The organism is Thiobacillus denitrificans ATCC 25259, from assembly GCF_000012745.1.
Taxonomy (GTDB): Bacteria; Pseudomonadota; Gammaproteobacteria; order Burkholderiales; family Thiobacillaceae; genus Thiobacillus; species Thiobacillus denitrificans_B.
This window is the reverse complement of record NC_007404.1, coordinates 2,871,811-2,896,195: the sequence shown is the minus strand read 5'-3', so window position 1 is coordinate 2,896,195 and position 24,385 is coordinate 2,871,811. Positions and strand designations below refer to the sequence as shown.

24 protein-coding genes are annotated in these 24,385 nt (G+C 66.5%); 20 read left to right on the top strand and 4 right to left on the bottom strand.

All coding sequences use genetic code 11. The annotated features are described in order from the left end of the window. Positions 1-54: 54 nt before the first annotated feature. The gene (locus TBD_RS14105; protein ID WP_011313326.1) at positions 55-1,020 is read right to left on the bottom strand and encodes a diguanylate cyclase; all 966 of its coding nucleotides are present in this window, start codon (positions 1,018-1,020) and stop codon (positions 55-57) included. Between the two features lie 352 nt (positions 1,021-1,372). Here TBD_RS14105 and pxpB point away from each other — a divergent pair, with 352 nt between their 5' ends. Genes pxpB through TBD_RS14085 form a run of 4 tightly spaced genes read left to right on the top strand, consistent with a single transcriptional unit; the run spans position 1,373 to position 5,572 of the window. Then, positions 1,373-2,041, top strand: a complete 669-nt coding sequence (gene pxpB / locus TBD_RS14100; RefSeq protein WP_148203066.1) for a 5-oxoprolinase subunit PxpB — start codon at positions 1,373-1,375, stop codon at positions 2,039-2,041. Then, positions 2,038-2,946, top strand: coding sequence for a biotin-dependent carboxyltransferase family protein (locus tag TBD_RS14095; protein ID WP_011313324.1), 909 nt, complete (start codon positions 2,038-2,040; stop codon positions 2,944-2,946). The genes pxpB and TBD_RS14095 overlap by 4 nt, the downstream gene beginning before the upstream one ends. Then, positions 2,943-3,650 carry a 5-oxoprolinase subunit PxpA gene (gene pxpA, locus TBD_RS14090; RefSeq protein ID WP_011313323.1) on the top strand — a complete coding sequence of 236 codons (708 nt, stop codon included), beginning with the start codon at positions 2,943-2,945 and terminating at the stop codon, positions 3,648-3,650. The genes TBD_RS14095 and pxpA overlap by 4 nt, the downstream gene beginning before the upstream one ends. A gap of 26 nt (positions 3,651-3,676) precedes the next feature. Beyond that, positions 3,677-5,572, top strand: coding sequence for an ATP-binding cassette domain-containing protein (locus tag TBD_RS14085; protein ID WP_011313322.1), 1,896 nt, complete (start codon positions 3,677-3,679; stop codon positions 5,570-5,572). Between the two features lie 18 nt (positions 5,573-5,590). On the opposite strand, the gene TBD_RS15055 is transcribed toward TBD_RS14085, so the two are convergent. Further along, complete coding sequence (locus tag TBD_RS15055) at positions 5,591-6,247, bottom strand: PEP-CTERM sorting domain-containing protein (protein ID WP_011313321.1); 657 nt, start codon at positions 6,245-6,247, stop codon at positions 5,591-5,593. A gap of 156 nt (positions 6,248-6,403) precedes the next feature. Between TBD_RS15055 and mnmG the strand changes: the two genes are divergently transcribed. From mnmG to glmS, 16 genes are all read left to right on the top strand, one after another. Continuing rightward, entirely contained in the window at positions 6,404-8,302 is a 1,899-nt protein-coding gene (gene mnmG / locus TBD_RS14075) for a tRNA uridine-5-carboxymethylaminomethyl(34) synthesis enzyme MnmG (RefSeq protein WP_011313320.1), read from the top strand. Then, complete coding sequence (gene rsmG, locus TBD_RS14070; protein WP_011313319.1) at positions 8,299-8,925, top strand: 16S rRNA (guanine(527)-N(7))-methyltransferase RsmG; 627 nt, start codon at positions 8,299-8,301, stop codon at positions 8,923-8,925. Before mnmG ends, rsmG begins: the two co-directional genes overlap by 4 nt. After that, positions 8,922-9,707 carry a ParA family protein gene (locus TBD_RS14065; RefSeq protein WP_011313318.1) on the top strand — a complete coding sequence of 262 codons (786 nt, stop codon included), beginning with the start codon at positions 8,922-8,924 and terminating at the stop codon, positions 9,705-9,707. Before rsmG ends, TBD_RS14065 begins: the two co-directional genes overlap by 4 nt. Then, the gene (locus TBD_RS14060; protein WP_011313317.1) at positions 9,707-10,561 is read left to right on the top strand and encodes a ParB/RepB/Spo0J family partition protein; all 855 of its coding nucleotides are present in this window, start codon (positions 9,707-9,709) and stop codon (positions 10,559-10,561) included. Before TBD_RS14065 ends, TBD_RS14060 begins: the two co-directional genes overlap by 1 nt. Positions 10,562-10,712: 151 nt before the next feature. Next, positions 10,713-11,066: a hypothetical protein gene (locus tag TBD_RS14055; RefSeq protein ID WP_238376466.1), complete on the top strand. Its 354-nt coding sequence runs from the start codon at positions 10,713-10,715 to the stop codon at positions 11,064-11,066. A gap of 86 nt (positions 11,067-11,152) precedes the next feature. Further along, complete coding sequence (gene atpB, locus TBD_RS14050) at positions 11,153-11,995, top strand: F0F1 ATP synthase subunit A (RefSeq protein WP_011313315.1); 843 nt, start codon at positions 11,153-11,155, stop codon at positions 11,993-11,995. A 64-nt stretch (positions 11,996-12,059) separates the two neighbouring features. After that, positions 12,060-12,299: a F0F1 ATP synthase subunit C gene (atpE, locus tag TBD_RS14045; protein ID WP_011313314.1), complete on the top strand. Its 240-nt coding sequence runs from the start codon at positions 12,060-12,062 to the stop codon at positions 12,297-12,299. Between the two features lie 67 nt (positions 12,300-12,366). Then, positions 12,367-12,837, top strand: coding sequence for a F0F1 ATP synthase subunit B (locus TBD_RS14040; protein WP_011313313.1), 471 nt, complete (start codon positions 12,367-12,369; stop codon positions 12,835-12,837). A 2-nt stretch (positions 12,838-12,839) separates the two neighbouring features. After that, positions 12,840-13,376: a F0F1 ATP synthase subunit delta gene (locus TBD_RS14035; protein ID WP_011313312.1), complete on the top strand. Its 537-nt coding sequence runs from the start codon at positions 12,840-12,842 to the stop codon at positions 13,374-13,376. A gap of 45 nt (positions 13,377-13,421) precedes the next feature. Further along, positions 13,422-14,963, top strand: coding sequence for a F0F1 ATP synthase subunit alpha (gene atpA / locus TBD_RS14030; protein ID WP_011313311.1), 1,542 nt, complete (start codon positions 13,422-13,424; stop codon positions 14,961-14,963). A 43-nt stretch (positions 14,964-15,006) separates the two neighbouring features. Next, the gene (atpG, locus tag TBD_RS14025; RefSeq protein WP_011313310.1) at positions 15,007-15,879 is read left to right on the top strand and encodes a F0F1 ATP synthase subunit gamma; all 873 of its coding nucleotides are present in this window, start codon (positions 15,007-15,009) and stop codon (positions 15,877-15,879) included. A 34-nt stretch (positions 15,880-15,913) separates the two neighbouring features. Continuing rightward, positions 15,914-17,293: a F0F1 ATP synthase subunit beta gene (gene atpD / locus TBD_RS14020; RefSeq protein ID WP_011313309.1), complete on the top strand. Its 1,380-nt coding sequence runs from the start codon at positions 15,914-15,916 to the stop codon at positions 17,291-17,293. Between the two features lie 104 nt (positions 17,294-17,397). Next, positions 17,398-17,820: a F0F1 ATP synthase subunit epsilon gene (locus tag TBD_RS14015; protein WP_011313308.1), complete on the top strand. Its 423-nt coding sequence runs from the start codon at positions 17,398-17,400 to the stop codon at positions 17,818-17,820. A gap of 211 nt (positions 17,821-18,031) precedes the next feature. Beyond that, on the top strand, positions 18,032-18,832 hold the full coding sequence (locus TBD_RS14010) for an OmpA family protein (protein WP_011313307.1): 801 nt from the start codon (positions 18,032-18,034) through the stop codon (positions 18,830-18,832). Between the two features lie 187 nt (positions 18,833-19,019). Next, positions 19,020-20,396 carry a bifunctional UDP-N-acetylglucosamine diphosphorylase/glucosamine-1-phosphate N-acetyltransferase GlmU gene (gene glmU, locus TBD_RS14005; protein WP_011313306.1) on the top strand — a complete coding sequence of 459 codons (1,377 nt, stop codon included), beginning with the start codon at positions 19,020-19,022 and terminating at the stop codon, positions 20,394-20,396. Positions 20,397-20,398: 2 nt separating this feature from the next. Further along, positions 20,399-22,228, top strand: a complete 1,830-nt coding sequence (glmS, locus tag TBD_RS14000; RefSeq protein ID WP_011313305.1) for a glutamine--fructose-6-phosphate transaminase (isomerizing) — start codon at positions 20,399-20,401, stop codon at positions 22,226-22,228. Between the two features lie 137 nt (positions 22,229-22,365). On the opposite strand, the gene TBD_RS13995 is transcribed toward glmS, so the two are convergent. Beyond that, the gene (locus TBD_RS13995) at positions 22,366-23,700 is read right to left on the bottom strand and encodes an ATP-binding protein (RefSeq protein WP_011313304.1); all 1,335 of its coding nucleotides are present in this window, start codon (positions 23,698-23,700) and stop codon (positions 22,366-22,368) included. Continuing rightward, on the bottom strand, positions 23,697-24,362 hold the full coding sequence (locus TBD_RS13990) for a response regulator (RefSeq protein ID WP_011313303.1): 666 nt from the start codon (positions 24,360-24,362) through the stop codon (positions 23,697-23,699). The genes TBD_RS13995 and TBD_RS13990 overlap by 4 nt, the downstream gene beginning before the upstream one ends. Between the last annotated feature and the right edge of the window lie 23 nt (positions 24,363-24,385).

The following is a 24,385-nucleotide window of genomic DNA, read 5'->3' as shown; positions in this document are numbered from 1 at the left end:
ATCCGGCCAAGCAGGAGAATCGCGTTCGGCAAGGCCTGCGGCGGGTGGCGGGCGCTACGGTGAATCGCTCGCCGGCGCGATGTCTTCCCCGAGCTGGTCGAAGTGGCAGATCCGGTTCCTGCCGCTCCGCTTGGCGTGGTAGAGCGCCTGATCGGCCCGATCGAGCAGATCTGCCAGTAGCGTCGGCGGTTCGTGCCTGCTCGACGGGTCGGGCACGAAGGTGGCGACGCCGACGCTCGTCGTCACGCGGCACGCGAGATTTTCGATGCTCGCGACCGCCGCGCGCAGGCGCTCGGCGGCAACGAGGCTTTCCGCTTCGCTGAGGCCGAACCCGGCGATCACGAACTCTTCGCCGCCGTGCCGGGCGACGATGTCGTTCTGCCGCGCGCTCGCCTTCAACGCGGCGGCGGCGGCTTGCAGCACGCGGTCGCCTTCGGCGTGGCCGAAGCGGTCGTTGATCTGCTTGAAATGATCGAGGTCGAGGATCAGGAGCGACGCTTTCTCGTGGCGGCGGTGCGCGGTCGTCAGCAACTGTCCGGCGTGTTCATAGAACGCCCGCCAGTTGTACAGGCCGGTGAGCCCGTCGTGGTTGGCGAGGAGTTCGAGTTCGGCATGCAGGCGCAACAACTCGTTGGTCTGATGCTCGAGCGCATCCTGCGCGGCCTTGCGTTCGGTGATGTCGCGCACCACGCATAGCGTCAGGTGCTCGCCGCCCATGATCATCGGGCTCAGCATGATGTCGACCGGGAACTCGCTGCCGTCCTTGCGCAGTGCGTAAAGATCCTGCTGGCGCCCCATCTGCCGGCTCTGCGCCTCCTCCATGAAGCGCGCGCGGTGCGCCGCGTGCTGCGCCGTGAAACGCGCGGGCACGAGCAGCTCGACGGTCTGGCCGAGCAGTTCGCTGCGGTCGTAGCCGAACAGCGTCTCGGCGTGCGCGTTGACCAGGCGCAGGAGGCCGTCGCGGCCGAGCACGAGCATCGCGTCGGGCGCGTATTCGAAAATGCGCTGGTAGATTTCCATGCGATTCAGGGCAGAGCGCGGAGCGGTCCGCGGCGGGAGGCGTCGGGGCGCCGGTACTTGGGCTCTTGCATGGTCGGCCGCGTCGCCGGGACCCTCATTTCATGTCAAGTCGAATGATATCAATCGTAGGCCCGCTTCGCCCAGCGACGCAGGCGGGTGCAGGCAAGACGACACGGGCGCGGCCTTGCGGCCTGCGCGACACCATCGCGCGACGCGCAGCTTGAATTCGGCGGTCGAGCCGGCCATCATGTGTCGAGCGTGCGCTTTCCCGCACGAGATCCCTCTTTCCACGAGGTACCGGGACCCCCGATCGTCCATCGCGAACTATTCGCCGTTGATACGAAACGCTTCGATGCAGCTCCGACCCGCCCCCGCCTCTTCAGGACAGCACGTTTCCCCTGAGCCGCCGCCGCTTTGCTGGCGCTGGGTGGGCGAGCGCGGGCTGCTGGTTGCCACCGGCGCGGCGACGCTCGCGCGCTACGCGCTGCTCAGCGCCGGCGCGTTTGACGAGGTCGAGGACATCGTGCCGGCCGACGAGAGCGTGCTCGTGATCCTGCGCAGGGGCGCGACGATCTCGCCGGATCTCCGCCGTGCGCTGACGGCCCCGCTCGTCGAGCAACAGGCCATCGCCGGGACGCGCCACGAAATTCTCGCGGAATACGGGGGCGAGGCGGGCCCCGATCTCGCGGCCGTGGCCGCGCGCGCCGGCCTCGACGCCGCGACCTATGTGAGGATTCACGCCGCGGCCGAGCACGCCGTCGTGTTCCTCGGTTTCCAGCCCGGCTTCGCTTATCTGCGCGGCGTGCCGAGCGCGCTCCATGCCCCGCGACGTTCCACCCCGCGTCGCGAGGTCGCGGCGGGAAGCATCGCGGTGGGGGGCGCCTACACCGGGATTTATCCGGCGAGCGGGCCCGGCGGATGGAACATTATCGGACGCACGCGCGCCGTATTGTTCGACCCGCAGCGCGAAACGCCCTGCCTGCTGGCGCCCGGCGACCGCGTCGTCTTCGTCCCGGCATGATCGAAGTCCTGCGCGCGGGGCTGTGCGATCTGGTCATGGACGCGGGACGTCCCGGCCGCGGTGTGCTCGGCGTTCCGGCCGGTGGCGCCGCAGATCCGGCGGCGCTCGCCGCAGCGAACGCGCTGGTCGGCAACGCCGCCGACGCTGCCGGCCTCGAGATAGCACTCGTCGGGCCGCAGCTGCGCTTTCCCCAAGGCGGCGTCGTGGCGCTGTGCGGCGCCGTGTTCAGCGCGACGCGGCGCAGCGCGGCGGCCGTGGCGTGGAACCAGACACTGACCCTGGCGGCCGGGGAGACGCTGCAGCTCGGCGAGGCGATAGACGGCTGCCGCTGCTGGCTCGCCGTGCGCGGGGGGCTGGTCGTCCCCCCGGTGATCGGCAGCCGCAGCACCTTTCTTCCCGGCGCCTTCGGCGGCCATGCCGGGCGCGCGCTTCGCAGCGGCGACCGGCTGGCCGTCGGCGCCGCGGCCGGAACGACAGGGCTGCGCCGCGCCCATCCGCCGCAGGTCGAGGGGCCGCTGCGGGTGGTCGCGGGGCCGCAGGCCGACCTGTTCGACGACCGCGGCCTGGCGGCGTTTTTTCTTGGACGCTACCAGGTCGCAGCGGCGTCGGACCGCCGCGGCATTCGCCTCGCCGGCACGCCGGTGACCGGGGCGCGGCGCGAACTGCCGTCTCAGGGTGTGCTTCCCGGCTGTGTCCAGGTGCCGCCGGGCGGGCAGCCGATCATCCTTGGCTGGGACGGCCCGGTGACCGGCGGCTACCCGGTCATCGCGTGCGTGATCGATGCCGATCGCGCGCGGCTGGCGCAGCTGCGCCCGGGCGCCGCGGTCCAGTTCACCACTGTCGGCGTGGAGGAGGCACGCAGCCTGGCTGCCGGCGCCGATTGGCGTATCGAGGTACGTGGATGATCGAACTCAATGCGGACATCGGCGAGGGCCACGAGGACGACGCCCTGATGCCCTACATCGCGCGGGCTTCAATCGCCTGCGGCGGACACTTTGGCGACGCGGGGAGCATGCGGACGGCCCTGCTGCGCTGTGCCGAGTACGGGGTCGCGGCAGGGGCGCACCCGAGTTATCCCGATCGCGCCGGGTTCGGTCGCCGCCGCCTCGCCGCCCCGCCGGAAGAGATCACCCGTTGGGTTGCCGAGCAGACCGAGACGCTGGCCGAAGCGGCGGCGCGGCTCGGCCTTGTGCTCGCGCACGTCAAGCCGCACGGGGCGCTATACAACGACGCGGCAGCCGACGCGGCCGTCGCCGGGGCGGTCGTCGAGGGCGTGGCGCGTGTCGACCGGCGGCTTGCCGTGGTGGGTTTGGCCGGCTCGCAACTGGTCTCCGCCGCGCTGGCCGCCGGCCTCGCCGCGCTCAACGAGGCCTTCGCCGACCGGCGCTACTATGCCTCGGGTCGTCTGGTTTCACGTAAAACGCTCGGCGCGGTCATTGCGGACCCCGACGCGGCAGCGGCCCAGGCCTTGGCTCTGGCGACCGGCGGCCCGCTCGACGCGGAGGGCGGCGCGGTCACGATCACTGCCGAAACGCTATGCGTGCACAGCGACACCGCCGACGCTTTTAAGATCGCGCGTGCCATCCATCGGGCCCTGCATCGGGGATAATTCGCCCCTTCGCCCGCGAATCTGCCATGCCGCTCCTCACTTTCGACCGACTCGAACTGGCCTATGGCCACTGGCCCCTGCTCGACGGCGCATCGCTCGTCATCGAGGCGGGTGAGCGCATCGGCCTGATCGGCCGCAACGGGACGGGCAAGTCGAGCCTGCTGAAGATCGTTGCCGGCACGAGCCAACCCGACGCCGGCGAGGTCTGGCGCACCCCGGGCCTGCGGCTCGCCTATGTCCCGCAGGAGCCGCAATTCCAACCGGGACACAGCGTATTCGAGGCGGTGGCCGAGGGCGTGGGCGCGGCGCAACGGCTGCTCGCGGACTACCACGCTGCGGCGCACGCGGTCGCGGAAGGGGACGAGGCGGCGCTAGGGGAGCTTGAACGCGTGTCGCAGGCGCTCGAGGCGGCCGACGGCTGGCGCCTCAACAGCCGCGTCGAGGAAACCTTGCAGCGCCTGAAGCTCGATCCGGACCTCGCGGTCGAGACCCTGTCGGGCGGGCTGAAGAAGCGCACCGCACTTGCACGCGCCCTGGTCGCCGAGCCCGAACTGCTGCTGCTCGATGAGCCGACCAACCACCTCGATTTTTCCGCGATCGAGTGGCTCGAAGGGCTGCTCAACGACTATCGCGGGGCACTGCTGTTCGTCACGCACGACCGGCGCTTCCTCGACAACGTCGCCAACCGCATCGTCGAACTCGATCGCGGAACCCTGCGCGAATACCAGGGTAACTTCAGTGCCTACCAGACCAAGAAGGCCGAACAACTCGAGGTCGAGGCGGTGCACAACCGCAAGTTCGACAAGTTCTGGAAGCAGGAGGAAGCCTGGATCCGCAAAGGCGTCGAGGCGCGGCGCACGCGCAACGAGGGCCGCGTGCGCCGGCTTGAGACCTTGCGGCGGACGCGCGAGGCGCGCGTGGCGCACCAGGGCCAGGTCGGTTTCCAGCTCGACGCAGGCGAACGCTCGGGCAAGGTCGTCGCCGAACTCGACCACGTCGGCTTCGCCTACGACGGCCGCACGCTGATCCGCGACTTCTCCACGACGATCCTGCGCGGCGACAAGCTGGGGTTGCTCGGGCCGAACGGCGCTGGAAAGACGACGCTGATCCGGCTGATCCTCGGCGAGATCAAACCGCAGTCGGGCTGGGTCAAGCAGGGCACCAAACTCGAGGTCGCGTATTTCGACCAGTTCCGCAATCAGCTCGACGACGCCGCGACGCTCGTCGACACGATCTCGCCCGGCTCGGACTACGTCGAGATCGGCGGCCAGAAAAAGCACGTCATCAGCTATCTCGAGGAGTTCCTGTTTCCGGCCGAGCGCGCGCGCGCCAAGGTCTCGGCGCTCTCGGGCGGCGAGCGCAACCGGCTGCTGCTGGCGCGCCTGTTCGCCCGCCCGGCGAATCTGCTGGTGCTCGACGAGCCGACCAACGATCTCGACATCGACACGCTCGAACTCCTCGAGCAGCTGCTGCAGGACTACGTCGGCACGGTCATCATCGTCTCGCACGACCGCGCCTTTCTCGACAACGTCGTCACCCAGTCGATCGTGTTCGAAGGCGAAGGGCGCCTGACCGAGATCGCCGGCGGCTACGCCGACTGGCAGGCGTGGCGGCAAGGACGCGAAGCCGAGGCGGCGAAGCCCGTGCAGCCAAAATCCGTCGCCAAGGCGGCGCCGGCCGCGAAGTCCACGCAGAAGGCCGGCTTGAGCTACAAGGAGGCGCGCGAGCTCGAGGGCCTTCCAGCCCGCATTGAGGCGCTCGAGGCCGAGCAGGCCGGGCTCGCGAAGCTGTTTAACGACCCCGATTTCTACGTTCGCGCGCCTCAGGAAGCGGCGGCGGTGGCGGCACGATTGACGGCTATCGACGACGAACTACTCGACGCTTTGATGCGGCAGGAAGCGCTCGGAGGCAGTCCGAAGTGAGCCTGCCTCCGAGGCGTTTTAGACCTCGGAGGCCGCTTTGCGCCTGCGAGTCGCAAGTGCTACTAACCCTATCCCGAGCGCCATGGTGAGGTAGGTGCTTGGTTCGGGGACGGCCGAGGGAATGGTCAGAGCAACGTCGGAATTGAACCGAAGAGAGCCGAATAGGCCCGGCCCAGACTGCGTCAGGTTTTCTCCGTACTGGGTGAAATCGACGGCGAGCTTCTGGATGTGGGTCTTGCTGACATCATATTCGACCTCGAGTATCTCAAACCATCCCGACAGCTGATTGTTTCCCCGTCCATCCCCAGACACATCCAAGCCGGGCTTGGTCGGCGAATTAAAAGGGAAACGTGTGGCGTTGTCGTAACGGCCGACAGCCAGGTAATTGCCGTCGGTTGTATTGGTTGAGGGGTTATAAGTTGGGGCCGCGAAATCGAAATAGAACCAAGAGTCACCGTTGTAGGTGATACTTGCGCCCTTGTCGTAATTCACGCTTTCGGAGAAAAGACCGTCGACCCCATGAACCCAGGTGACGCCTTGCGTCATGCCGGCTCCAACGTAGTTGCCGGGCTCCGAAATCATGTAAACGCTACCTTTTGTTGCGTATGCGCCGTATGACGGCCCATAAAGCAGCAGCGTGCTTGCTGCCAGCAGGCTGGCTAAGTTTCCCTTCATATCTCCTCCCGTGAGAAAACAGTAATTGGGCCGAATTTGACCCCGCGATGTTTTTGTTATCTGGTTTTTCTCCGCAGCAGGATGCTATCAGTAAATGCTTTCATTGAGACGAGCGTTTCACGTGAAACCAGTGCCGGCAGCGGGTAGAATGCCGCCATGAAATTCCCCGAGTCCTTCGATGTCATCGTCGTCGGTGGCGGACACGCCGGCACCGAGGCGGCGCTCGCAGCGGCGCGCATGGGCGCGAAGACGCTGCTGTTGACGCACAACATCGAGACGCTCGGCGCGATGTCGTGCAACCCCTCGATCGGCGGCATCGGCAAGGGTCATCTGGTCAGGGAGGTCGACGCGCTCGGCGGCGCAATGGCGCTGGCGACCGACGAGGCGGGCATCCAGTTTCGCACGCTCAATTCGTCCAAGGGCCCTGCGGTGCGCGCGACCCGCGCGCAGGCCGACCGTGTGCTGTACAAGGCCGCGATCCGGCAGCGGCTCGAAAACCAGCCCGGCCTCACGCTTTTCCAGCAGGCTGTCGACGACCTCGTGCTCGACGGCGCTCGCGTCGTCGGCGTGAAAACCCAGCTCGGCATCCTGTTCGAAGCGCGCGCCGTCGTGCTCACGGCGGGCACCTTCCTCGCTGGGCTCGTGCACGTCGGGCTCGAGAATTTCCAGGCCGGCCGCATGGGCGACCCGCCCGCGGTCTCGCTCGCCGCGCGCCTGCGTGAACTGGATCTTCCCGTCGGTAGACTGAAGACCGGCACGCCGCCGCGTATCGACGGGCGCACGATCGACTACAGCCGCACCCAGGTGCAGCCCGGCGATGACCCGGCGCCCGTGTTCTCCTTCATGGGCGACCGCTCGATGCACCCCGCGCAGCGCCCATGCTGGATCACGCACACGACCGTGGCCACCCACGAGATCATTCGCGGCGGCCTCGACCGCTCGCCGCTCTATGCCGGCGTCATCGAGGGCGTCGGACCGCGCTATTGCCCGTCGATCGAGGACAAGATCACGCGTTTTGCCGACAAGGCGAGCCACCAGATCTTCCTCGAGCCCGAGGGTTTGACGACGCACGAGATCTATCCGAACGGCATCTCGACCTCGCTCCCCTTCGACGTTCAGCACGCGATCGTGCGCTCGATCCCGGGGCTCGAGCATGCGCACATCCTGCGCCCCGGTTACGCCATCGAGTACGACTACTACGACCCGCGCAACCTCAAGGCCTCGCTCGAAACCAAGTCGATCGCCGGCCTCTTTTTCGCCGGGCAGATCAACGGCACGACGGGCTACGAGGAGGCCGCGGCCCAAGGCCTGCTCGCCGGCCTCAACGCCGCACTGCAGACCCAGGGCAAGGACGCCTGGAGTCCGGGCCGGCACGAGGCCTATCTCGGCGTGCTTGTCGACGACCTGATCACGCGGGGCGTTTCCGAGCCCTATCGCATGTTCACGAGCCGCGCCGAATACCGGCTGCAGCTGCGCGAGGACAATGCCGACATGCGGCTGACCGAGACCGGCCGCGCGTTGGGGGTGGTCGACGACGCGCGCTGGGATCAATTCAACCGGAAAAGGGACGAGGTCGCGCGTGAAACCGAACGGCTGAAATCGGTCTGGGTCAATCCGGCGATCCTCCCGGCCGACGCGGCGACGCAGCTGATCGGCCAGCCGATCGAGCGCGAATACAGCCTGTTCGATCTCCTGCGCCGGCCCAATCTCGGTTACGCGCAGGTGCTTGCGCTGCCCGGCGGCGGGGCAGGGGTCGCCGACGTTGGCGTCGCCGAGCAGGTCGAGATCGCGGCCAAGTACCAAGGCTACATCGACCGCCAGAACGAGGAGGTCGACAAGCACCGCGAGCAGGAAGGCCTGCGTTTGCCGCCCGACCTCGATTACACGCGGCTCACCGGGCTGTCGATGGAGGTGCGCCAGCGCCTGCAGACGGCGCAGCCGGAAACGCTCGGCCAGGCGTCGCGGCTGCAGGGCGTCACCCCCGCGGCGATTTCGGTCTTGCTGGTCTATGCCAAGCGCGGGTTCAAACCCGACGAACAAAAGAAAAGCGCATGACGACCGGACAGCAACTGGCCGCGGGGGTCGCGGCGCTCGGACTCGCGCTGCCCGCCGACGCGACGCAGAAGCTGCTCGCCTATCTGGCGCTGCTCGACAAGTGGAACCGTGTCTACAACCTGACTGCGGTGCGCGACGCCGGCCGCATGGTCAGCCATCATCTGCTCGACTCGCTCGCGGCCGTCCCGCATTTCCGCGGCGAGACGGTGCTGGACGTGGGCAGCGGCGGCGGGCTGCCCGGCATCCCGCTCGCGATCGCGCGGCCCGACCTGCAGGTGACGCTGATCGACAGCGTGGCGAAGAAGACCGCCTTTCTGCTACAGGCCAAGGCCGAGCTGGGCCTGGCCAATTTGAGTGTCGTGACCGGGCGGGTCGAGGACTACCGTCCTGCCGCGCGCTTCGACGTGGTCACCTCGCGCGCGTTTTCCGATCTCAGGGAATTTGTCACGCTGACGCGCCATCTCGTCAAGTCAGGGGGTCGCTGGCTCGCGATGAAGGGGCTGTATCCCCATGAGGAGCTCGCCCTGCTGCCGCAAGGCGTGAAAGTAAGCGCTGACTACGAGCTTCACGTCCCGGGCCTCGAGGCGCACCGTCACCTGATCGTTCTGGAGCCTGTCGAATGAGCCGAATCTTTGCAATTGCCAATCAGAAAGGCGGGGTCGGTAAGACGACGACCGCGGTGAACCTGGCGGCGAGCCTCGCCGAACTCGGCCAGCGGGTCCTGCTCGCCGACCTCGATCCGCAGGGCAACGCGACGATGGGATGCGGCATCGAAAAGCGCACGGCGCTGCCGACGGTCTACCAGATCCTGCTCAACCAGGTCGGCCTCGCCGACGCCCGCATGCGCTCCGGTCCCGGCCATTTCGACGTCATTCCGTCGAACCGGGAACTGGCCGGCGCCGAGATCGATCTCGTCAATCTCGAGCAACGCGACCTGCGGCTCAAGACCGCACTCGCCGGAGTCGCCGACGAATACGACTTCATTCTCATGGACTGCCCGCCGACGCTGAATCTCCTGACCGTCAACGCCTTCGCCGCGGCGGAGGCGGTGCTGATCCCGATGCAGTGCGAGTATTACGCGCTCGAAGGGCTCACCGATCTCGTCGCGACGATTAAGAAGGTCAAGCAGCGGCTCAATCCGGACATCCGCATCGAGGGTCTGCTGCGCGTCATGTTCGACCCGCGCAGCACGCTCGCGCAGCAGGTGTCGGACCAGCTCAAGCAGCATTTCGGCGACCGGGTCTACGACACCGTGATCCCGCGCAACGTCCGGCTGGCCGAGGCGCCGAGCCACGGGCTGCCGGTGCTCGCCTACGACCGCCAGTGCAAGGGCGCGAAGGCCTATCTGGATCTTGCCGAGGAAACGCTCAGACGCGCCGGCATCGCGGTAGGGGAGGCGGCCTGATGGCGAAACTCAAGGGACTGGGCCGCGGGCTCGACGCACTGCTTGCCGGCGAGGACAACGCCGCGCCGCCGCAGGGGGATCTGCGCATGATGGCAGTGTCGCATCTCGCGCCCGGGAAGTACCAGCCACGCAGCCAAATGGACAGCGAATCGCTGCAGGAGCTCGCCGACTCGATCCGCGCCCAGGGCCTGATGCAGCCGATTCTCGTGCGTGAAGTCACCGGCGGCTACGAGATCATTGCCGGCGAACGGCGCTGGCGCGCGGCGCAGCTCGCCGGCCTTGCCGAAGTGCCGGTGCTGCTGCGCGAGGTGCCGGACAACGCGGTCGCCGCGATGGCGCTGATCGAGAACATCCAGCGCGAAGACCTCAACGCGATCGACGAGGCCCACGGCCTGCAGCGCCTGATCCAGGAATTCGGCATGACCCACGATGCGGTCGCGCAGGCCGTGGGCAAGTCGCGCGCGGCGGTGTCCAACCTGCTGCGCCTGCTCAATCTCTCGCGGCCGGTGCAGGACATGCTCGTGGCCGGGCTCATCGAAATGGGCCACGCGCGCGCGCTGCTGCCGCTGCATGCCGGTGCCCAGCGCGAGCTGGCTCACGAAATCGAGACGCGCGGGCTGTCGGTGCGCGAGGTCGAGCGCCGGGTCGCGCGGCTCAAGGACGCAGACGCGGCCCCGCCCGCGAAGCCCCGCGTCTCGCGCGACACCCTGCGCCTCGAGGAAGCGCTCTCGGACGCGCTCGCGATGACCGCGCGCGTTCAGGCGGACCGCAAGGGCGGCGGCAAGCTGACGCTGCAGTTCGGCAGCTTCGACGCCCTGCAGGGCCTGCTGCAGCGGCTCGGCATCGAGTTGTAAACCGGGCGGGGAGCTGACCCGCCGTCGCGCTGCAACATCACTACGTAGTGAAATTCATCATCAAGCTGCTTGATGATTGCATAGACCGCGCTAATTCGATTATCATTGCCGGCTAATGTTTAGCGGCACCCGCGCTCACGGATTGGCGTTTTTGCGGCGGGCGGCACTGGCACAGTTCGCGCTTGCGGCGCTGGGCGGGCTGACGAGTGCAGTCGCATTCGGCGCCGAAGCAGGGGTCGCGGTGGCCTACGGGGCTTGCGCGGCAGCCGCGCTCAGCGCGGTCCTGCTGTGGCATGAGCGTCAGTCGGCAGGTCATCCGGAGTGGGATCAGCATCGTTTGCTCAAGGTGTTCATTCGGGCATCGCTCGAACGCCTGTTCATGCTGGTCGGGCTTCTCGCGGTCGGACTCGGGGTATTGAAGCTGGCGCCCCTGCCCTTGCTCGTCGGGTTCGCGCTCGCGCAATTCGGCTGGCTTGCGGCCACGGTCTTGAGCCGGCGTAGATAGCGGCACGGCGAGCCATCGCCGAGGTTGGTTTTGAATGGGGGCGCGTCGCGCGTCCATCCAAAACCCACTTATTGAATTTGATCACTATGGCTACGGAATACGCTTCCTCCGGCGAGTACATCAAGCATCACCTGCAGAACCTGACCTACGGACAGCACGCTGACGGTACCTGGGGCTTTGCCCACGGTGCCGAAGAAGCCAAGGCCATGGGCTTCTGGGCGATCAACGTCGACAGCATGCTGTTTTCGATCGGCCTCGGCGTGCTGTTCCTGTTCCTGTTCCGCCTCGCTGCGAAAAAGGCCACCGTCGGCGTGCCGACCGGCCTGCAGAATTTCGTCGAGTGGGTTATCGAGTTCATCGACACGTCGGTGCGCGGTTCGTTCTCGCACCAGAATGCGCTCGTCGCGCCGCTTGCCCTGACCGTGTTCATGTGGGTCTTCCTGATGAACCTCATGGACCTGCTGCCGGTCGACTGGCTGCCCTATGTGGCGACCATGGCCGGCATTCCCTATCTGAAGGTCGTGCCGTCGACCGACCCCAACGTGACCTTCGGTCTGTCGCTGTCGATCTTCTTCCTGGTGCTCTACTACAGCGTCAAGATGAAGGGCGCAGGCGGCTTCTTCTCCGAACTCGCGTTCCAGCCTTTCCCGAAGTTCCTCTTCCCGGTCAACCTGCTGCTCGAGGGCGTGGGCCTGATCGCTAAGCCGATTTCGCTCGCCCTACGTCTGTTCGGCAACATGTACGCCGGCGAAATGATCTTCATCCTGATCGCACTGATGTTCGGTGGCGGCTGGGTTCTTGCGCTCTTCGGCGGCGCGTTGCAGTGGGCGTGGGCCGTGTTCCACATCCTGATCATCACGCTGCAGGCCTTCATCTTCATGACGCTGACCATCGTCTACCTTGACATGGCGCACGCCGAGCATCACTGATTTCGTAGTACTGATCTTTTGGTTCCCTGTTTTCAACTTTGATTTTTACTTTTAGGAGCAACAAATGGAAATGACTCAAGCCGTGCTGTACATCGCTGGTGCCCTGATGATGGGTCTGGGCGCACTCGGTGCAGCCGTCGGTATCGGCGTCCTTGGTGGCCGCTTCCTCGAAGGCGCTGCGCGTCAGCCCGAACTGATCCCGATGCTGCGCACCCAGTTCTTCATCGTCATGGGTCTGGTCGACGCCGTGCCGATGATCGCGGTCGGTTTGGCCATGTATGTCCTGTTCGCCGTCGCCGGTTGATACGCGGGTTTGATTCGGAACGTTTCGTCATCCCCCGTTTTTAAACCCGTCATTTAAAGGTGCGGAAATGAATTTCAACGCAACTTTGATCGGCCAGTCCATCACGTTCATTTTCTTCGTGTGGTTCAGCATGAAGTTCGTGTGGCCGCCGATCATGAACGCGCTCGAAACGCGCAAGAAGCAGATCGCCGACGGCCTGGCCGCCGCCGACCGCGGCAAGCATGAACTCGAACTGGCTGCCAAGAAGGCCGGCGACAACATGCGCGACGCCAAGGCGCAGGCTGCCGAGGTGATTGCCCAAGCGGAAAAGCGTGCCGCGCAGATCGTCGAGGAAGCGAAGCTCGCCGCGAAGGAAGAGGGCGACCGCCAGCTCGCCGCTGCCCAAGCCAACATCGAGCAGGAAGCCAACCGTGCGCGCGAAGGCCTGCGCGAACAGGTCGCGGCGCTCGCCGTTGCCGGCGCCGAAAAGATCCTGCGCCGCGAAGTCAACGCGCAAACCCACGCTGACCTCCTGAGCCAGCTGAAAGCCGAGCTGTAATCATGAGCGAACTGTCCACCCTGGCACGCCCCTACGCCGAAGCGGTCTTCCGCATGGCGCAGGACGAAAACGACCTCGCCGGCTGGTCTTCGCGCGTCACCACGCTCGCGACCATCGTGTCGGACACGCAGGTCGCGCGGCTGATCGCCGACCCGGCCGTCCCGGCGGATCGCGTGGCCGAGCTGATCGTCAGCGTCGCGGGCGACGGTCTCGGCGAGCGCGGTGCGAATTTCGTCAAGGTGCTCTCGGCCAACGATCGGCTCACGCTGTTGCCCGAGATCTCGACGCAGTTCGAGACGCTCAAGGCCGGCGCCGAAGGCACGCTCGAAGCCACGATCACGAGCGCGCAGGAACTGTCGCAGGCCCAGGTCGACGATCTCGTCGCCGGGCTGAAGGCGAAGTTCCAGCGCGCGGTGAACGTGCAGGTCGCGGTCGATCCCGAGCTGATCGGCGGTGCCGTGATCATGATCGGCGATCAGGTGATAGACGGTTCCGTCAAGGGACGGCTGCAGCGCATGGCGTTCGCCCTGCAAGGCTAATCGAGTACACCCATTTATCGGAACCTCACGGTTCGGAGAACAGAAATGCAATTGAATCCAAGCGAAATCAGCGAACTGATTAAAGCCAAGATCGAGAACCTCGGCGCGTCGAGCGAACTGCGCACCCAGGGCACGATCGTGTCGGTCACCGACGGCATCGTCCGCATTCACGGTTTGTCCGACGTGATGTCGGGTGAAATGATCGAAATGCCGGGCAACACCTTCGGCGTGGCGCTCAACCTCGAGCGCGACTCGGTGGGCGCCGTGATCCTCGGCGACTACGAGCACATCAAGGAAGGCGACGTCGCCAAGTGCACCGGGCGCATCCTCGAAGTGCCGGTCGGCCGTGGCCTCCTGGGCCGCGTCGTCAACTCGCTCGGCCAGCCGATCGACGGCAAGGGTCCGATCGCCGCCGACAGCAGCATGCCGATCGAGCGCATCGCCCCCGGCGTCATCGAGCGCAAATCGGTCGACCAGCCGGTGCAGACCGGCCTCAAGTCGATCGACGCGATGGTGCCGGTCGGCCGCGGCCAGCGCGAGCTGATCATCGGCGACCGCCAGACCGGCAAGACCGCGGTCGCGATCGACGCGATCATCAACCAGAAGGGCACCGGCGTTAAATGTATCTACGTCGCCGTCGGCCAGAAGGCCTCGTCGGTCGCCAACGTCGTGCGCAAGCTCGAAGAGCACGGCGCGATGGAACACACCATCGTCGTCGCCGCGACCGCGTCCGACGCCGCCGCGATGCAGTACATCGCCCCGTACTCCGGCTGCACCATGGGCGAGTACTTCCGCGACATCGGCGAAGACGCGCTGATCGTCTATGACGACCTGACCAAACAGGCCTGGGCCTACCGCCAGGTCTCGCTGCTGCTGCGCCGTCCGCCGGGCCGCGAAGCCTACCCCGGCGACGTGTTCTACCTGCACTCGCGTCTGCTCGAGCGCGCCGCGCGCGTCAACGCCGACTACGTCGAGAAGCTGACCGGCGGCGCCGTCAAGGGCAAGACCGGTTCGCTGACCGCGCTGCCGATCATCGAAACGCAGGCCGGCGACGTGTCCGCGTTCGTGCCGACCAACGTGATCTCGATCACCGACGGCCAGATCTTCCTCGAGACCGACCTCTTCAACGCCGGCATCCGTCCCGCGATCAACGCCGGCCTGTCGGTGTCCCGCGTCGGCGGCGCCGCGCAGACCAAGGTCGTCAAGAAGCTCGGCGGCGGTGTTCGTCTGGCGCTCGCGCAGTACCGTGAACTTGCGGCCTTCGCGCAGTTTGCGTCCGACCTCGACGAAGCGACGCGCAAGCAGCTGGAGCGCGGCCGCCGCGTCACCGAACTGATGAAGCAGGCGCAGTACTCGCCGATGTCGGTGTCGCAGATGGCACTGACCCTGTTCGCTGTCAACAACGGCTACATGGACGAGGTCGAGGTGAATAAGATCCTCGCCTTCGAAGCGGCGTTGCAGGCGTTCATGAAATCGAAGTACGCGGCAATCATGGACACCATCGAAACCAGCGGCAACCTCGACGGCGAGACCGAAAAGGCGCTGACCGCGGCGGTCGAAGAGTTCAAGAAAACCGGCGTCTATTGATAGACCGAGCTGATTGGCAGCGCCAGTTTAATTAGGAGCAGGCATGGCAGCCGGAAAAGAAATCAGGACGAAGATCAAGAGCGTAGAAAACACGCGCAAGATCACCAAGGCCATGGAAATGGTCGCGGCGTCCAAGATGCGCAAGGCGCAGGACCGCATGAAGGCCGCGCGCCCCTACGCCGAGAAGATCGCCCGCGTGGCGACCCACCTCGCGTACGCGCATCCCGAGTACAAGCATCCCTTCGTGATCGCGCGTGACGACGTCAAGCGGGTCGGCCTCATCATCGTCACCTCCGACAAGGGCCTGTGCGGTGGCTTGAACACCAACGCCTTCCGCGTCGTCGTCAACCAGATGAAGCAGTGGGAGGCCGCCGGCGTCGGCATCGATGTCACCGCGATCGGCAACAAGGGCCTCGGTTTCATGCAGCGTCTGGGCGCCAACGTCGTCTCTCAACTGACCGGCGTCGGCGACACACCGCACATGGACAAGCTGATCGGCCCGGTCAAGATCATGCTCGATGCCTATCTGGAAGGCCGCATCGACGCGCTCTATCTGGTCTACAACCGTTTCATCAACACGATGAAGCAGGAGCCGACGCTGACCCAGCTGCTGCCGCTGGCAAAGATGGAAAGCACCGAGGAAGCCAGCCTGAAGACGCACTGGGACTACATCTACGAGCCCGACGCGAAGCCGGTCGTCGACGCGATGCTGATGCGCTACATCGAATCGCTGGTCTACCAGGGCGTCGCGGAAAACATCGCGAGCGAGCAGTCGGCGCGGATGGTGGCCATGAAGGCCGCTTCCGACAACGCCAAGAACGTGATCGGCGAGCTGAAGCTGGTTTACAACAAGACCCGTCAGGCCGCGATCACCAAGGAACTGTCCGAGATCGTCGCGGGCGCCGCTGCAGTCTGAGCGCTTACAGAATTTAAATCATTAGGAAATCAACATGAGCAACGGAAAAATTGTTCAGATCATCGGCGCGGTGGTGGACGTGGAATTCCCGCGCGATGCCATGCCCAAGGTCATGGAAGCGCTGAAGATGCAGGCCCCCGAGCTGACCTTCGAAGTCCAGCAGCAGCTGGGCGACGGCGTCGTCCGCACCATCGCGATGGGCTCGACCGACGGCCTGCGCCGCGGCATGGACGTGCTGTCGACCGGCAACCCGATCATGGTGCCCGTCGGCCAGAAGACGCTCGGCCGCATCATGAACGTGCTCGGCGATCCGGTTGACGAAGCCGGCCCGATCGGCGCCGAGACGACCATGCCGATCCACCGCAAGGCCCCGGCCTACGCCGACCAGGCCGCGACGGTCGAGATTCTCGAAACCGGCATCAAGGTCATCGACCTCATCATGCCGATCGCCAAGGGCGGCAAGGTCGGCCTGTTCGGCGGTGCCGGCGTCGGCAAGACCGTGACGCTGATGGAACTGATCCGCAACATCGCTGTGCAGCACTCGGGTTTCTCGGTGTTCGCCGGCGTGGGCGAGCGTACCCGTGAAGGCAACGACTTCTATCACGAGATGAAGGAAGGCGGCGTTCTCGACAAGGTCGCCCTGGTCTACGGCCAGATGAACGAGCCCCCGGGCAACCGTCTGCGCGTTGCGCTGACCGGTCTGACCATGGCCGAGTACTTCCGTGACGAAGGCCGCGACGTGCTGCTGTTCGTCGACAACATCTACCGCTACACGCTGGCCGGTACCGAAGTGTCGGCGCTCTTGGGCCGCATGCCGTCCGCGGTGGGCTACCAGCCGACCCTGGCCGACGAGATGGGCCGCCTGCAGGAGCGCATCACCTCGACCAAGACCGGTTCGATCACCTCGTTCCAGGCCGTGTACGTGCCGGCGGACGACTTGACCGACCCGTCGCCCGCGACGACGTTCGCGCACTTGGACGCGACGCTGGTGTTGAGCCGTCAGGTTGCCGAACTCGGTATCTACCCCGCGGTGGACCCGCTCGACTCGACCTCGCGGATTCTCGATCCGCAAGTCGTCGGTGAGGAGCACTACACGGTCGCGCGCAAGGTGCAGGGCACGCTGCAGAAGTACAAGGAACTGCGCGACATCATCGCGATTCTGGGCATGGACGAACTGTCGCCCGAAGACAAGCTGGCGGTGTCGCGTGCACGTAAGCTGCAGCGCTTCCTGTCGCAGCCGTTCTTCGTCGCCGAAGTGTTCACCGGCGCGCCCGGCAAGTACGTCACGCTGAAAGACACGATCGCGGGCTTCAAGGCCATCGTCGAAGGCGAGTACGACCACCTGCCCGAGCAGGCGTTCTACATGGTCGGCGGCATCGAAGAAGCGGTCGAAAAGGCGAAAACGATTCAGTAAACAAGGGATCAGGGGTCGGGATTCAGGATTCAGGGAAACGCGCGGCGCAGCCGCACCACCCCTGACCCCTGACCCTCGATCCTGACCCCTAACGAGGTTACAACATGGCCATGACCATACACGTCGACATCGTCAGCGCGGAAAAGTCCCTGTACTCGGGCACCGCCGAGATGGTGATCGCTCCGGGACAGCGCGGCGAGCTGGGCATCTACCCGCGGCATACGCCGCTGCTGACCACGCTGCGCCCGGGCTCGGTGCGCATCAAGGCGCCGAACCAGGATGAGGAAGAACTCGTCTACGTCTCCGGTGGCATACTCGAAGTGCAGCCGCATCTCATCACGATTCTGTCCGACTCGGCAGTGCGCGGGGCTGATCTCGACGAGGCGAAAGCGCTCGAGGCCAAGCGGGCTGCTGAAGAGGCGATGAAGGACAAGGCGGCGACGCTCGACTACGCGCAGGCCCAAGCCGAACTCGCCCAGGCTGTCGCGCAGCTTGCGGCGATCAAGAAATTGCGCAAGCTGCCCTAAGGGTCTCCGCTTCGCAGAAAAGGCAACCGGTCCGGGTTGCCTTTTTTTTGCCCGCGGTCGAGACGCCACGAAGGCGCATTCTGACAGCCCGACCTCCGGACGGCCGACTGACACGGCGCATGCGATAAGCTAAATTGGCGTTGCGACGGGCGGGGGAACGCTCGCGCACCGATTCCAACAAGCCAACTCAAATAAGTCAAAGGATCTAATCATGCGAGTGAACCGCTTTCTGTTGAAGACCGGCGTGGCCGCGATTTTGTCGGCGAGTGCCATGTCGGGCCACGCGGCTGAAGGTACGCCGAGCGGTGCGACCTTCTACGATCCCAGCAACCCGGCGAGCCCGACCGGAAAAACCACAGGCTACGAACTCTTCCGCACGATCGGCTGCCCCGGACGCCAACTACTCGACCGGCCGTGCGACGTGCCGCCCGAGGACAGCGACGGCGACGGCGTCACCGACGACAAGGACAAGTGCCCGAACACCCCGGCCGGACGCAAGGTCGGCCCGGATGGCTGCGAACTCGACCGCGACGGCGACGGCGTCGTCGACGACGACGACAAGTGCCCCGACACGCCGGCGAATACGCCCGACGGCTGTCCGCCGGTCGCCGAGGCGGCGCCGGCGGAACCCGCCGCGCTCGCGCCTGCTGCGGAGCCCGCGCCCGCGCCGCGCTCCATCGTGCTTGAGGACGTGAATTTCGCGTACGACAAGGCGACGTTGCGGCCCGAGGCCCGCGAAAAGCTCGACCAGGCCGTGGAGACCCTGAAGGGCTGGGGCGAGGGCACCGTCGAAGTCGGCGGCCACACCGACAGCAAGGGGTCGGAAGCCTACAACATGGAGTTGTCGCGGCGCCGCGCCGAGGCCGTGCGTGAGTACCTCATCGGCAAGGGCATCCCGGCCGAGCAGTTGGTGACCAAGGCCTACGGCGAGTCGCAACCGATCGCCGACAACGGCAACGACATCGGCCGCTTCAAGAACCGCAGGGTCGAACTGAAGCCGCAGCAACAGTAAGCGCGGCGACAGACAAAAATACGGGGCTGCGGCCCCGTATTTTTTTGAGCCGCAGCCAGGGATCGCCACGACTGGCCTTGTCGACGCGCCGACCCCCGCGCCTGGCGTGTTTCGACCGCCACGGCGAGGCCTTATACTTGGCGCGCGATTTGCTACGCCCCCGAGGGCACCTCTTCCACGGACAAGCATGCATCCGAAACTCGACATCCTGATCCTCGCCGCCGGCAAGGGCACGCGCATGCGTTCCGACCTGCCCAAGGTCTTGCACCAACTCGCCGGCCGCCCCTTGCTCGGGCACGTCGTCGCGACCGCGCAGGCGCTGGGCGCCGCGCGGACCTGCGTCGTCTATGGCTTCGGCGGCGAAGCCGTGCCTCAGGCGATGGCCGAGGCGACGCTGAGCTTCGTGCTCCAGGCCGAACAGCACGGCACCGGGCACGCCGTAAAGCAGGCGCTGCCGCAGCTCGCTGACGACGGCGTGACGCTCGTGCTCTACGGCGACGTTCCCTTGATCCACACGACGACGCTCGCGCCGCTCGCCGCGGCCGCCGATGCCGGCAAATTCGGGCTCCTGACCGTGAATCTCGCCCACCCCGACGGCTACGGGCGCATCGTGCGCGAGAACGCGCGGGTCGCCCGCATCGTCGAGCACAAGGACGCCAGCGCCGCCGAGCGCGCGATCCAGGAGGTCAACACCGGCATCCTCGCCGTGCCGACGCGCCACCTCAAGCGCTGGATCGGCGAGCTCAGGAACGACAACGCACAGGGCGAGTATTACCTGACCGACATCGTCGCACTGGCCGTGCGCGACGGTGTCGAGATCGAGACGCATCAGCCCCAGCACGACTGGGAGGTGCTCGGCGTCAACAGCAAGGCCCAGCTCGCCGAACTCGAACGCATCCACCAGAACGAAGTCGCGCAGCGTCTGCTCGCCGACGGCGTCACGCTGATGGACCCTGCACGGCTCGACGTGCGCGGCAGCCTGGTCTGCGGGCGTGACGTGACGATCGACGTCAACTGCGTGTTCGAAGGCCGGGTCGAGCTCGGCGACGGCGTGCAGATCGGCGCAAACTGCGTGCTGCGCAACGTCTCGATCGCCGCGGGCACCCGTCTCGACGCGTTCACGCTGATCGACGACGCGACGATCGGCGAGGCCGGCCGGCTCGGACCGTTTTCGCGGATCCGCCCGGGCACACGCTTGGCGCGCGACGTGCATGTCGGCAACTTCGTCGAGATCAAGAACAGCGCCATCGACGCCGGCTCGAAAATCAACCATCTGTCCTACGTCGGCGATACGACGATGGGCCAGCGTGTCAATATCGGCGCCGGCACGATCACCTGCAATTACGACGGTGCCAACAAGCACCGCACCGTGATCGAGGACGACGTCTTCGTCGGCTCCGACACCCAGCTCGTCGCACCCGTGACGGTCGGGCAGGGGGCGACGCTCGGTGCCGGGACGACGCTCACGCGCGACGCGCCGCCCGGCGAGCTCACGCTCTCGCGAGCGAAGCAGCAGACGATCAGCGGCTGGAAGCGGCCCATAAAACCGAAAAAGGAAGGCTAAGCATGTGCGGCATAGTCGGCGCGGTAGCGCAACGTAACGTCGTCCCCATCCTGCTCGAGGGCCTGCGCCGTCTCGAGTACCGCGGCTACGACTCGGCCGGCCTCGTGATCATCGACGGCGGACTCAAGCGCGCACGCAGCGTCGGGCGGGTCGCCGCGCTCGCCGAGACCTGCGCGGCGCAAGCCCTGTCCGGCCATCTCGGCATCGCGCACACGCGCTGGGCGACGCACGGCGCGCCTTCGGAGGCGAACGCCCATCCCCACGTCAGCGGCCGTTTCGCGGTCGTGCACAACGGCATCATCGAAAACCACGAAGCCTTGCGCGCCGAACTCAGGGCCGCGGGCTACGTGTTCGAGTCGGAGACCGACACCGAGGTCATCGCCCATCTCGTCGACCTGCACTACCGCCAGTCGAAAGACCTGCTCGCAGCGACGCGCGCGGCGGTCGCGCGACTCGAAGGCGCTTACGCGATCGGCGTCGTCAGCGAGGATGCGCCCAATCATCTCGTCTGCGCGCGCAAGGGCAGTCCGCTCCTGATCGGGCTCGGCATCGAGGAGAACTTCATCGCCTCGGACGTCTCGGCGCTGCTGCCGGTGACTCAGCGCGTGATGTATCTCGAAGAAGGCGATGTCGCCGACGTCGGCCTCCTGAGCGTCGCGGTCTACGACGCGGCCGGCAACAAGGCCGACCGCAGCGTCCACGTTTCCGAGCTTTCGGCGGACATGGCCGAGCTCGGCACCTACCGTCACTTCATGCAAAAGGAGATCCACGAGCAGCCGCGGGCACTGACCGACACGCTGCTCGTCGCCGTCTCGCAGGAGCACGTTCAGCCCGAGTGGTTCGGCTTCGACGCGGCCGAGGTCCTCGAAAAGGTCGACGGCGTGACCTTCCTCGCGTGCGGCACGAGCTACCATGCAGCAAAAGTGGCCACCTACTGGCTCGAGGAGATCGCCGGGATTCCGGCCCACGCCGAGATCGCGAGCGAATACCGCTACCGCACGAGCGTTCCCAATCCCGACGCGCTCATCGTCACGATCTCGCAATCGGGCGAAACCGCCGACACGCTCGCCGCGCTGAACCACGCGAAGAGCCTCGGCCAGGACAAGACGCTGACGATCTGCAACGTGCCCGAGTCGGCGCTGACCCGGGCTTCGCGGCTGAAATTCCTGACCCGTGCCGGCCCCGAGATCGGCGTCGCGTCGACCAAGGCCTTCACGACGCAGCTCGCCGGTCTCTTCCTCCTGACCCTGGTCCTCGCGAAGCTTCGCGGCCGGCTCAGTGCGGCCCAGGAAGCCGAACATCTCGCCGCCTTGCGCAGCCTGCCGAACAAGTTGCAACAGGTGCTCGCGCTCGAACCCGCGGTCGAGGCCTGGTCGCAGCGCTTCGCCAACAAGACCCACGCCTTGTTCCTCGGCCGCGGCGTGCACTATCCGATCGCGCTCGAAGGCGCGCTCAAACTCAAGGAAATTTCCTATATCCACGCCGAGGCCTATCCGGCCGGCGAACTCAAGCACGGGCCGCTCGCGTTGGTCGACGAAGACATGCCGGTCATCACGATCGCGCCGAACGACCAGTTGATCGAGAAGCTCAAATCCAACATGCAGGAAGTGCGCGCGCGCGGCGGCGAACTCTACGTGTTCGCCGACGGCGACGTGCACATCGAGGAGTCGCCCTTCGTCCACGTCATCCGCCTGCCCGGCGGCGGCAACGGCGCGCTCTCGCCGATTCTCCACACTGTGCCGCTGCAGATGCTGTCGTATCACGCCGCGCTGCAGAAGGGCACCGACGTCGACAAGCCGCGGAACCTGGCGAAGTCGGTGACGGTCGAGTAAGGCGAAGGGCTCGGACGAATCTGAGGACGCGGCGGATGCGGAGCGTGCCGGCGTCGCCATGATCAAGGTTTTACATCCGCATCCCCGCGCTTTCCGCGCGGGTCCGACCCGCTCGCTGAAACGCCCCGTGGGGGCCTTCAACTCGCGCGATCGCGTTCAGCGCGCGGCAAGCGCAGTTCGGCTTCCAGTCCGCCCGTCGCGGGTGGCGCCAGCGAGAGCGAGCCTCCGCAGCGCTCGGCGATCGCGAGCACGATCGCCAGCCCCAATCCACTCCCGCGCCCGCGGTCACGCCGCCAGAAGCGTTCCGTGACGCGCGCGAGTTCGTCGGGGAGCAGGCCGGGTCCGCTGTCGCGTACGCGAAAACGGACGTCGTCCGGCCCGGCCTCGATTTCCAGCGTGATGCTTTGCTCCGACGGGGAATGGCACAGCGCGTTGTCGAGCAGGTTGCGCAGCGCGGTCACGGCGAGCGCCTGGGGCAGCGCGAGTTCGGCCGGAACACCGTGGCTTTCGAAGACGATGCGGCCGGGCGCTTCGGGTGCCGCGTCCCGGATCGCGAGGCGAGCGACCTCGTCGGCGTAAGCACGCTCGGTCTCGTCCCAGGAAAACGGGCCCTCGACCTGCGCCAGCGTCAGCAGCTGCTGCAGGGTATGTTGCAGGCGCGACGCGCCCTCTTCGGCGAAATCGAGCGCCGTCTCCGCGGCCGCGCCGTGCGTGATGCGGGCGACCTGCAGGTGGGTCTTGACCGCGGTCAGCGGCGTCCGCAGTTCGTGCGCGACGTCGCTGGTAAAACGGCGTTCGCGCGCGATGGCGGTGCGCATTCGTTCGAGCAGCTGGTTCAGGGCGTCGACCAGCGGTTGCAGCTCGCGTGGCATGGGTGCGTCGGGGATAGGTGTCAGCGCGTCCGGCGCCCGTCGGGCGAGGGCCTGGCGCAGTCGCTCGAGCGGGACGAGCCCGCTTCTGACCCCGATCCAGAGCATCGCCAGGCTGCCGACGAGCGCGACGACGAAGGGCACGACCGCAGCGGCGATCACGTCGCGCAGCAGATCGTCGCGCTCGGCCAGGCGGTCCGCCGTGGTGATCCGCACACCCTGCGCCTCGACGGTATAACTGCGCCAGCGTTCGCCGTCGATCTCGCGCTCGGCAAATCCCGGCGTCACCGTCGCGATCGCGGCGGGCGCCGCGCCGGGCGTGCGCGCGAGGACTTCGCCGCGCAGCGAACTGACTTGGCAGGCGAGCCCCTTCGCGGTCGCCGGCACGGTCAGCGGGGCGGGGCCGGCACCGTCGACCGTGTCCCACGCCGCCGGATTCTGTGCGACCAGCCCGGCCACCATGCGTGCCGACATCGCGAGCCGCTGATCGAGCGTGCGGCGCATTTCACCTTCCAGATCGTGCAGCATCCACATCGCGACCCCGCCCCACAACAGGCTCAGCGACACCCCGATCATCAGCAGCAGACGCAGGCGCAGGCTCATGCGTCTGACATGTTGAAGCGGTAGCCGAGGCCGCGCACGGTCTCGATCAGGTCGGCGCCGAGCTTGCGCCGCAGGTGGTGGATATGCACGCTCAGTGCGTTGCTCTCGATCTCCTCGCTGAACCCGTACAGGCTGTCCTTGAGCTGGTCGGCGCTGAGGATGCGGCCGCGCGCGTGCAGCAGCGCGGCCAGCAGCGCCAGCTCGCGCCGCGTCAGCACGACGGGACGGCCGTTGAGAGAGACGTCACCGCGCTCGAGGTCGAGCCGCAGCGCGCCATGCTCGACGACATCCGCGCTGCGCCCGGCGGCGCGGCGCAGCAGCGCCTGCAGGCGGGCGAGCAGTTCGTCGAGGTCGAAGGGTTTGAGCAGGTAATCGTCCGCGCCGGCGCGCAGTCCGGCGACCCGGTCCTCCACGGCGTCGCGCGCGGTCAGCACCAGCACCGGCAGATCGACGCCCGCCGCGCGCCAGCGCTGCAGCAGACTCATGCCATCCTCGTCGGGCAGACCGAGATCGAGAATCGCCAGTTGGTAGTGCACGGTCGCGAGCATGGTTCGCGCCTGCGCCGCGGTCTCGACCCGATCCACCGTCAGGCCCCGCGCGCCCAGGCCAGCCTGGACACCGTGGGCGATCAGGTCGTCGTCTTCGATCAGCAATACCCGCATAAAGTGGTGCCCCTACGTTCGTC

What these genes read in the sequence shown, in the direction of transcription:
- TBD_RS14105 (WP_011313326.1), bottom strand. Translation starts at nt 1,020, where the DNA reads ATGGAAATCTACCAGCGCATTTTCGAATACGCGCCCGACGCGATGCTC.
- pxpB (WP_148203066.1), top strand. Translation starts at nt 1,373, where the DNA reads ATGCAGCTCCGACCCGCCCCCGCCTCTTCAGGACAGCACGTTTCCCCT.
- TBD_RS14095 (WP_011313324.1), top strand. Translation starts at nt 2,038, where the DNA reads ATGATCGAAGTCCTGCGCGCGGGGCTGTGCGATCTGGTCATGGACGCG.
- pxpA (WP_011313323.1), top strand. Translation starts at nt 2,943, where the DNA reads ATGATCGAACTCAATGCGGACATCGGCGAGGGCCACGAGGACGACGCC.
- TBD_RS14085 (WP_011313322.1), top strand. Translation starts at nt 3,677, where the DNA reads ATGCCGCTCCTCACTTTCGACCGACTCGAACTGGCCTATGGCCACTGG.
- TBD_RS15055 (WP_011313321.1), bottom strand. Translation starts at nt 6,247, where the DNA reads ATGAAGGGAAACTTAGCCAGCCTGCTGGCAGCAAGCACGCTGCTGCTT.
- mnmG (WP_011313320.1), top strand. Translation starts at nt 6,404, where the DNA reads ATGAAATTCCCCGAGTCCTTCGATGTCATCGTCGTCGGTGGCGGACAC.
- rsmG (WP_011313319.1), top strand. Translation starts at nt 8,299, where the DNA reads ATGACGACCGGACAGCAACTGGCCGCGGGGGTCGCGGCGCTCGGACTC.
- TBD_RS14065 (WP_011313318.1), top strand. Translation starts at nt 8,922, where the DNA reads ATGAGCCGAATCTTTGCAATTGCCAATCAGAAAGGCGGGGTCGGTAAG.
- TBD_RS14060 (WP_011313317.1), top strand. Translation starts at nt 9,707, where the DNA reads ATGGCGAAACTCAAGGGACTGGGCCGCGGGCTCGACGCACTGCTTGCC.
- atpB (WP_011313315.1), top strand. Translation starts at nt 11,153, where the DNA reads ATGGCTACGGAATACGCTTCCTCCGGCGAGTACATCAAGCATCACCTG.
- atpE (WP_011313314.1), top strand. Translation starts at nt 12,060, where the DNA reads ATGGAAATGACTCAAGCCGTGCTGTACATCGCTGGTGCCCTGATGATG.
- TBD_RS14040 (WP_011313313.1), top strand. Translation starts at nt 12,367, where the DNA reads ATGAATTTCAACGCAACTTTGATCGGCCAGTCCATCACGTTCATTTTC.
- TBD_RS14035 (WP_011313312.1), top strand. Translation starts at nt 12,840, where the DNA reads ATGAGCGAACTGTCCACCCTGGCACGCCCCTACGCCGAAGCGGTCTTC.
- atpA (WP_011313311.1), top strand. Translation starts at nt 13,422, where the DNA reads ATGCAATTGAATCCAAGCGAAATCAGCGAACTGATTAAAGCCAAGATC.
- atpG (WP_011313310.1), top strand. Translation starts at nt 15,007, where the DNA reads ATGGCAGCCGGAAAAGAAATCAGGACGAAGATCAAGAGCGTAGAAAAC.
- atpD (WP_011313309.1), top strand. Translation starts at nt 15,914, where the DNA reads ATGAGCAACGGAAAAATTGTTCAGATCATCGGCGCGGTGGTGGACGTG.
- TBD_RS14015 (WP_011313308.1), top strand. Translation starts at nt 17,398, where the DNA reads ATGGCCATGACCATACACGTCGACATCGTCAGCGCGGAAAAGTCCCTG.
- TBD_RS14010 (WP_011313307.1), top strand. Translation starts at nt 18,032, where the DNA reads ATGCGAGTGAACCGCTTTCTGTTGAAGACCGGCGTGGCCGCGATTTTG.
- glmU (WP_011313306.1), top strand. Translation starts at nt 19,020, where the DNA reads ATGCATCCGAAACTCGACATCCTGATCCTCGCCGCCGGCAAGGGCACG.
- glmS (WP_011313305.1), top strand. Translation starts at nt 20,399, where the DNA reads ATGTGCGGCATAGTCGGCGCGGTAGCGCAACGTAACGTCGTCCCCATC.
- TBD_RS13995 (WP_011313304.1), bottom strand. Translation starts at nt 23,700, where the DNA reads ATGAGCCTGCGCCTGCGTCTGCTGCTGATGATCGGGGTGTCGCTGAGC.
- TBD_RS13990 (WP_011313303.1), bottom strand. Translation starts at nt 24,362, where the DNA reads ATGCGGGTATTGCTGATCGAAGACGACGACCTGATCGCCCACGGTGTC.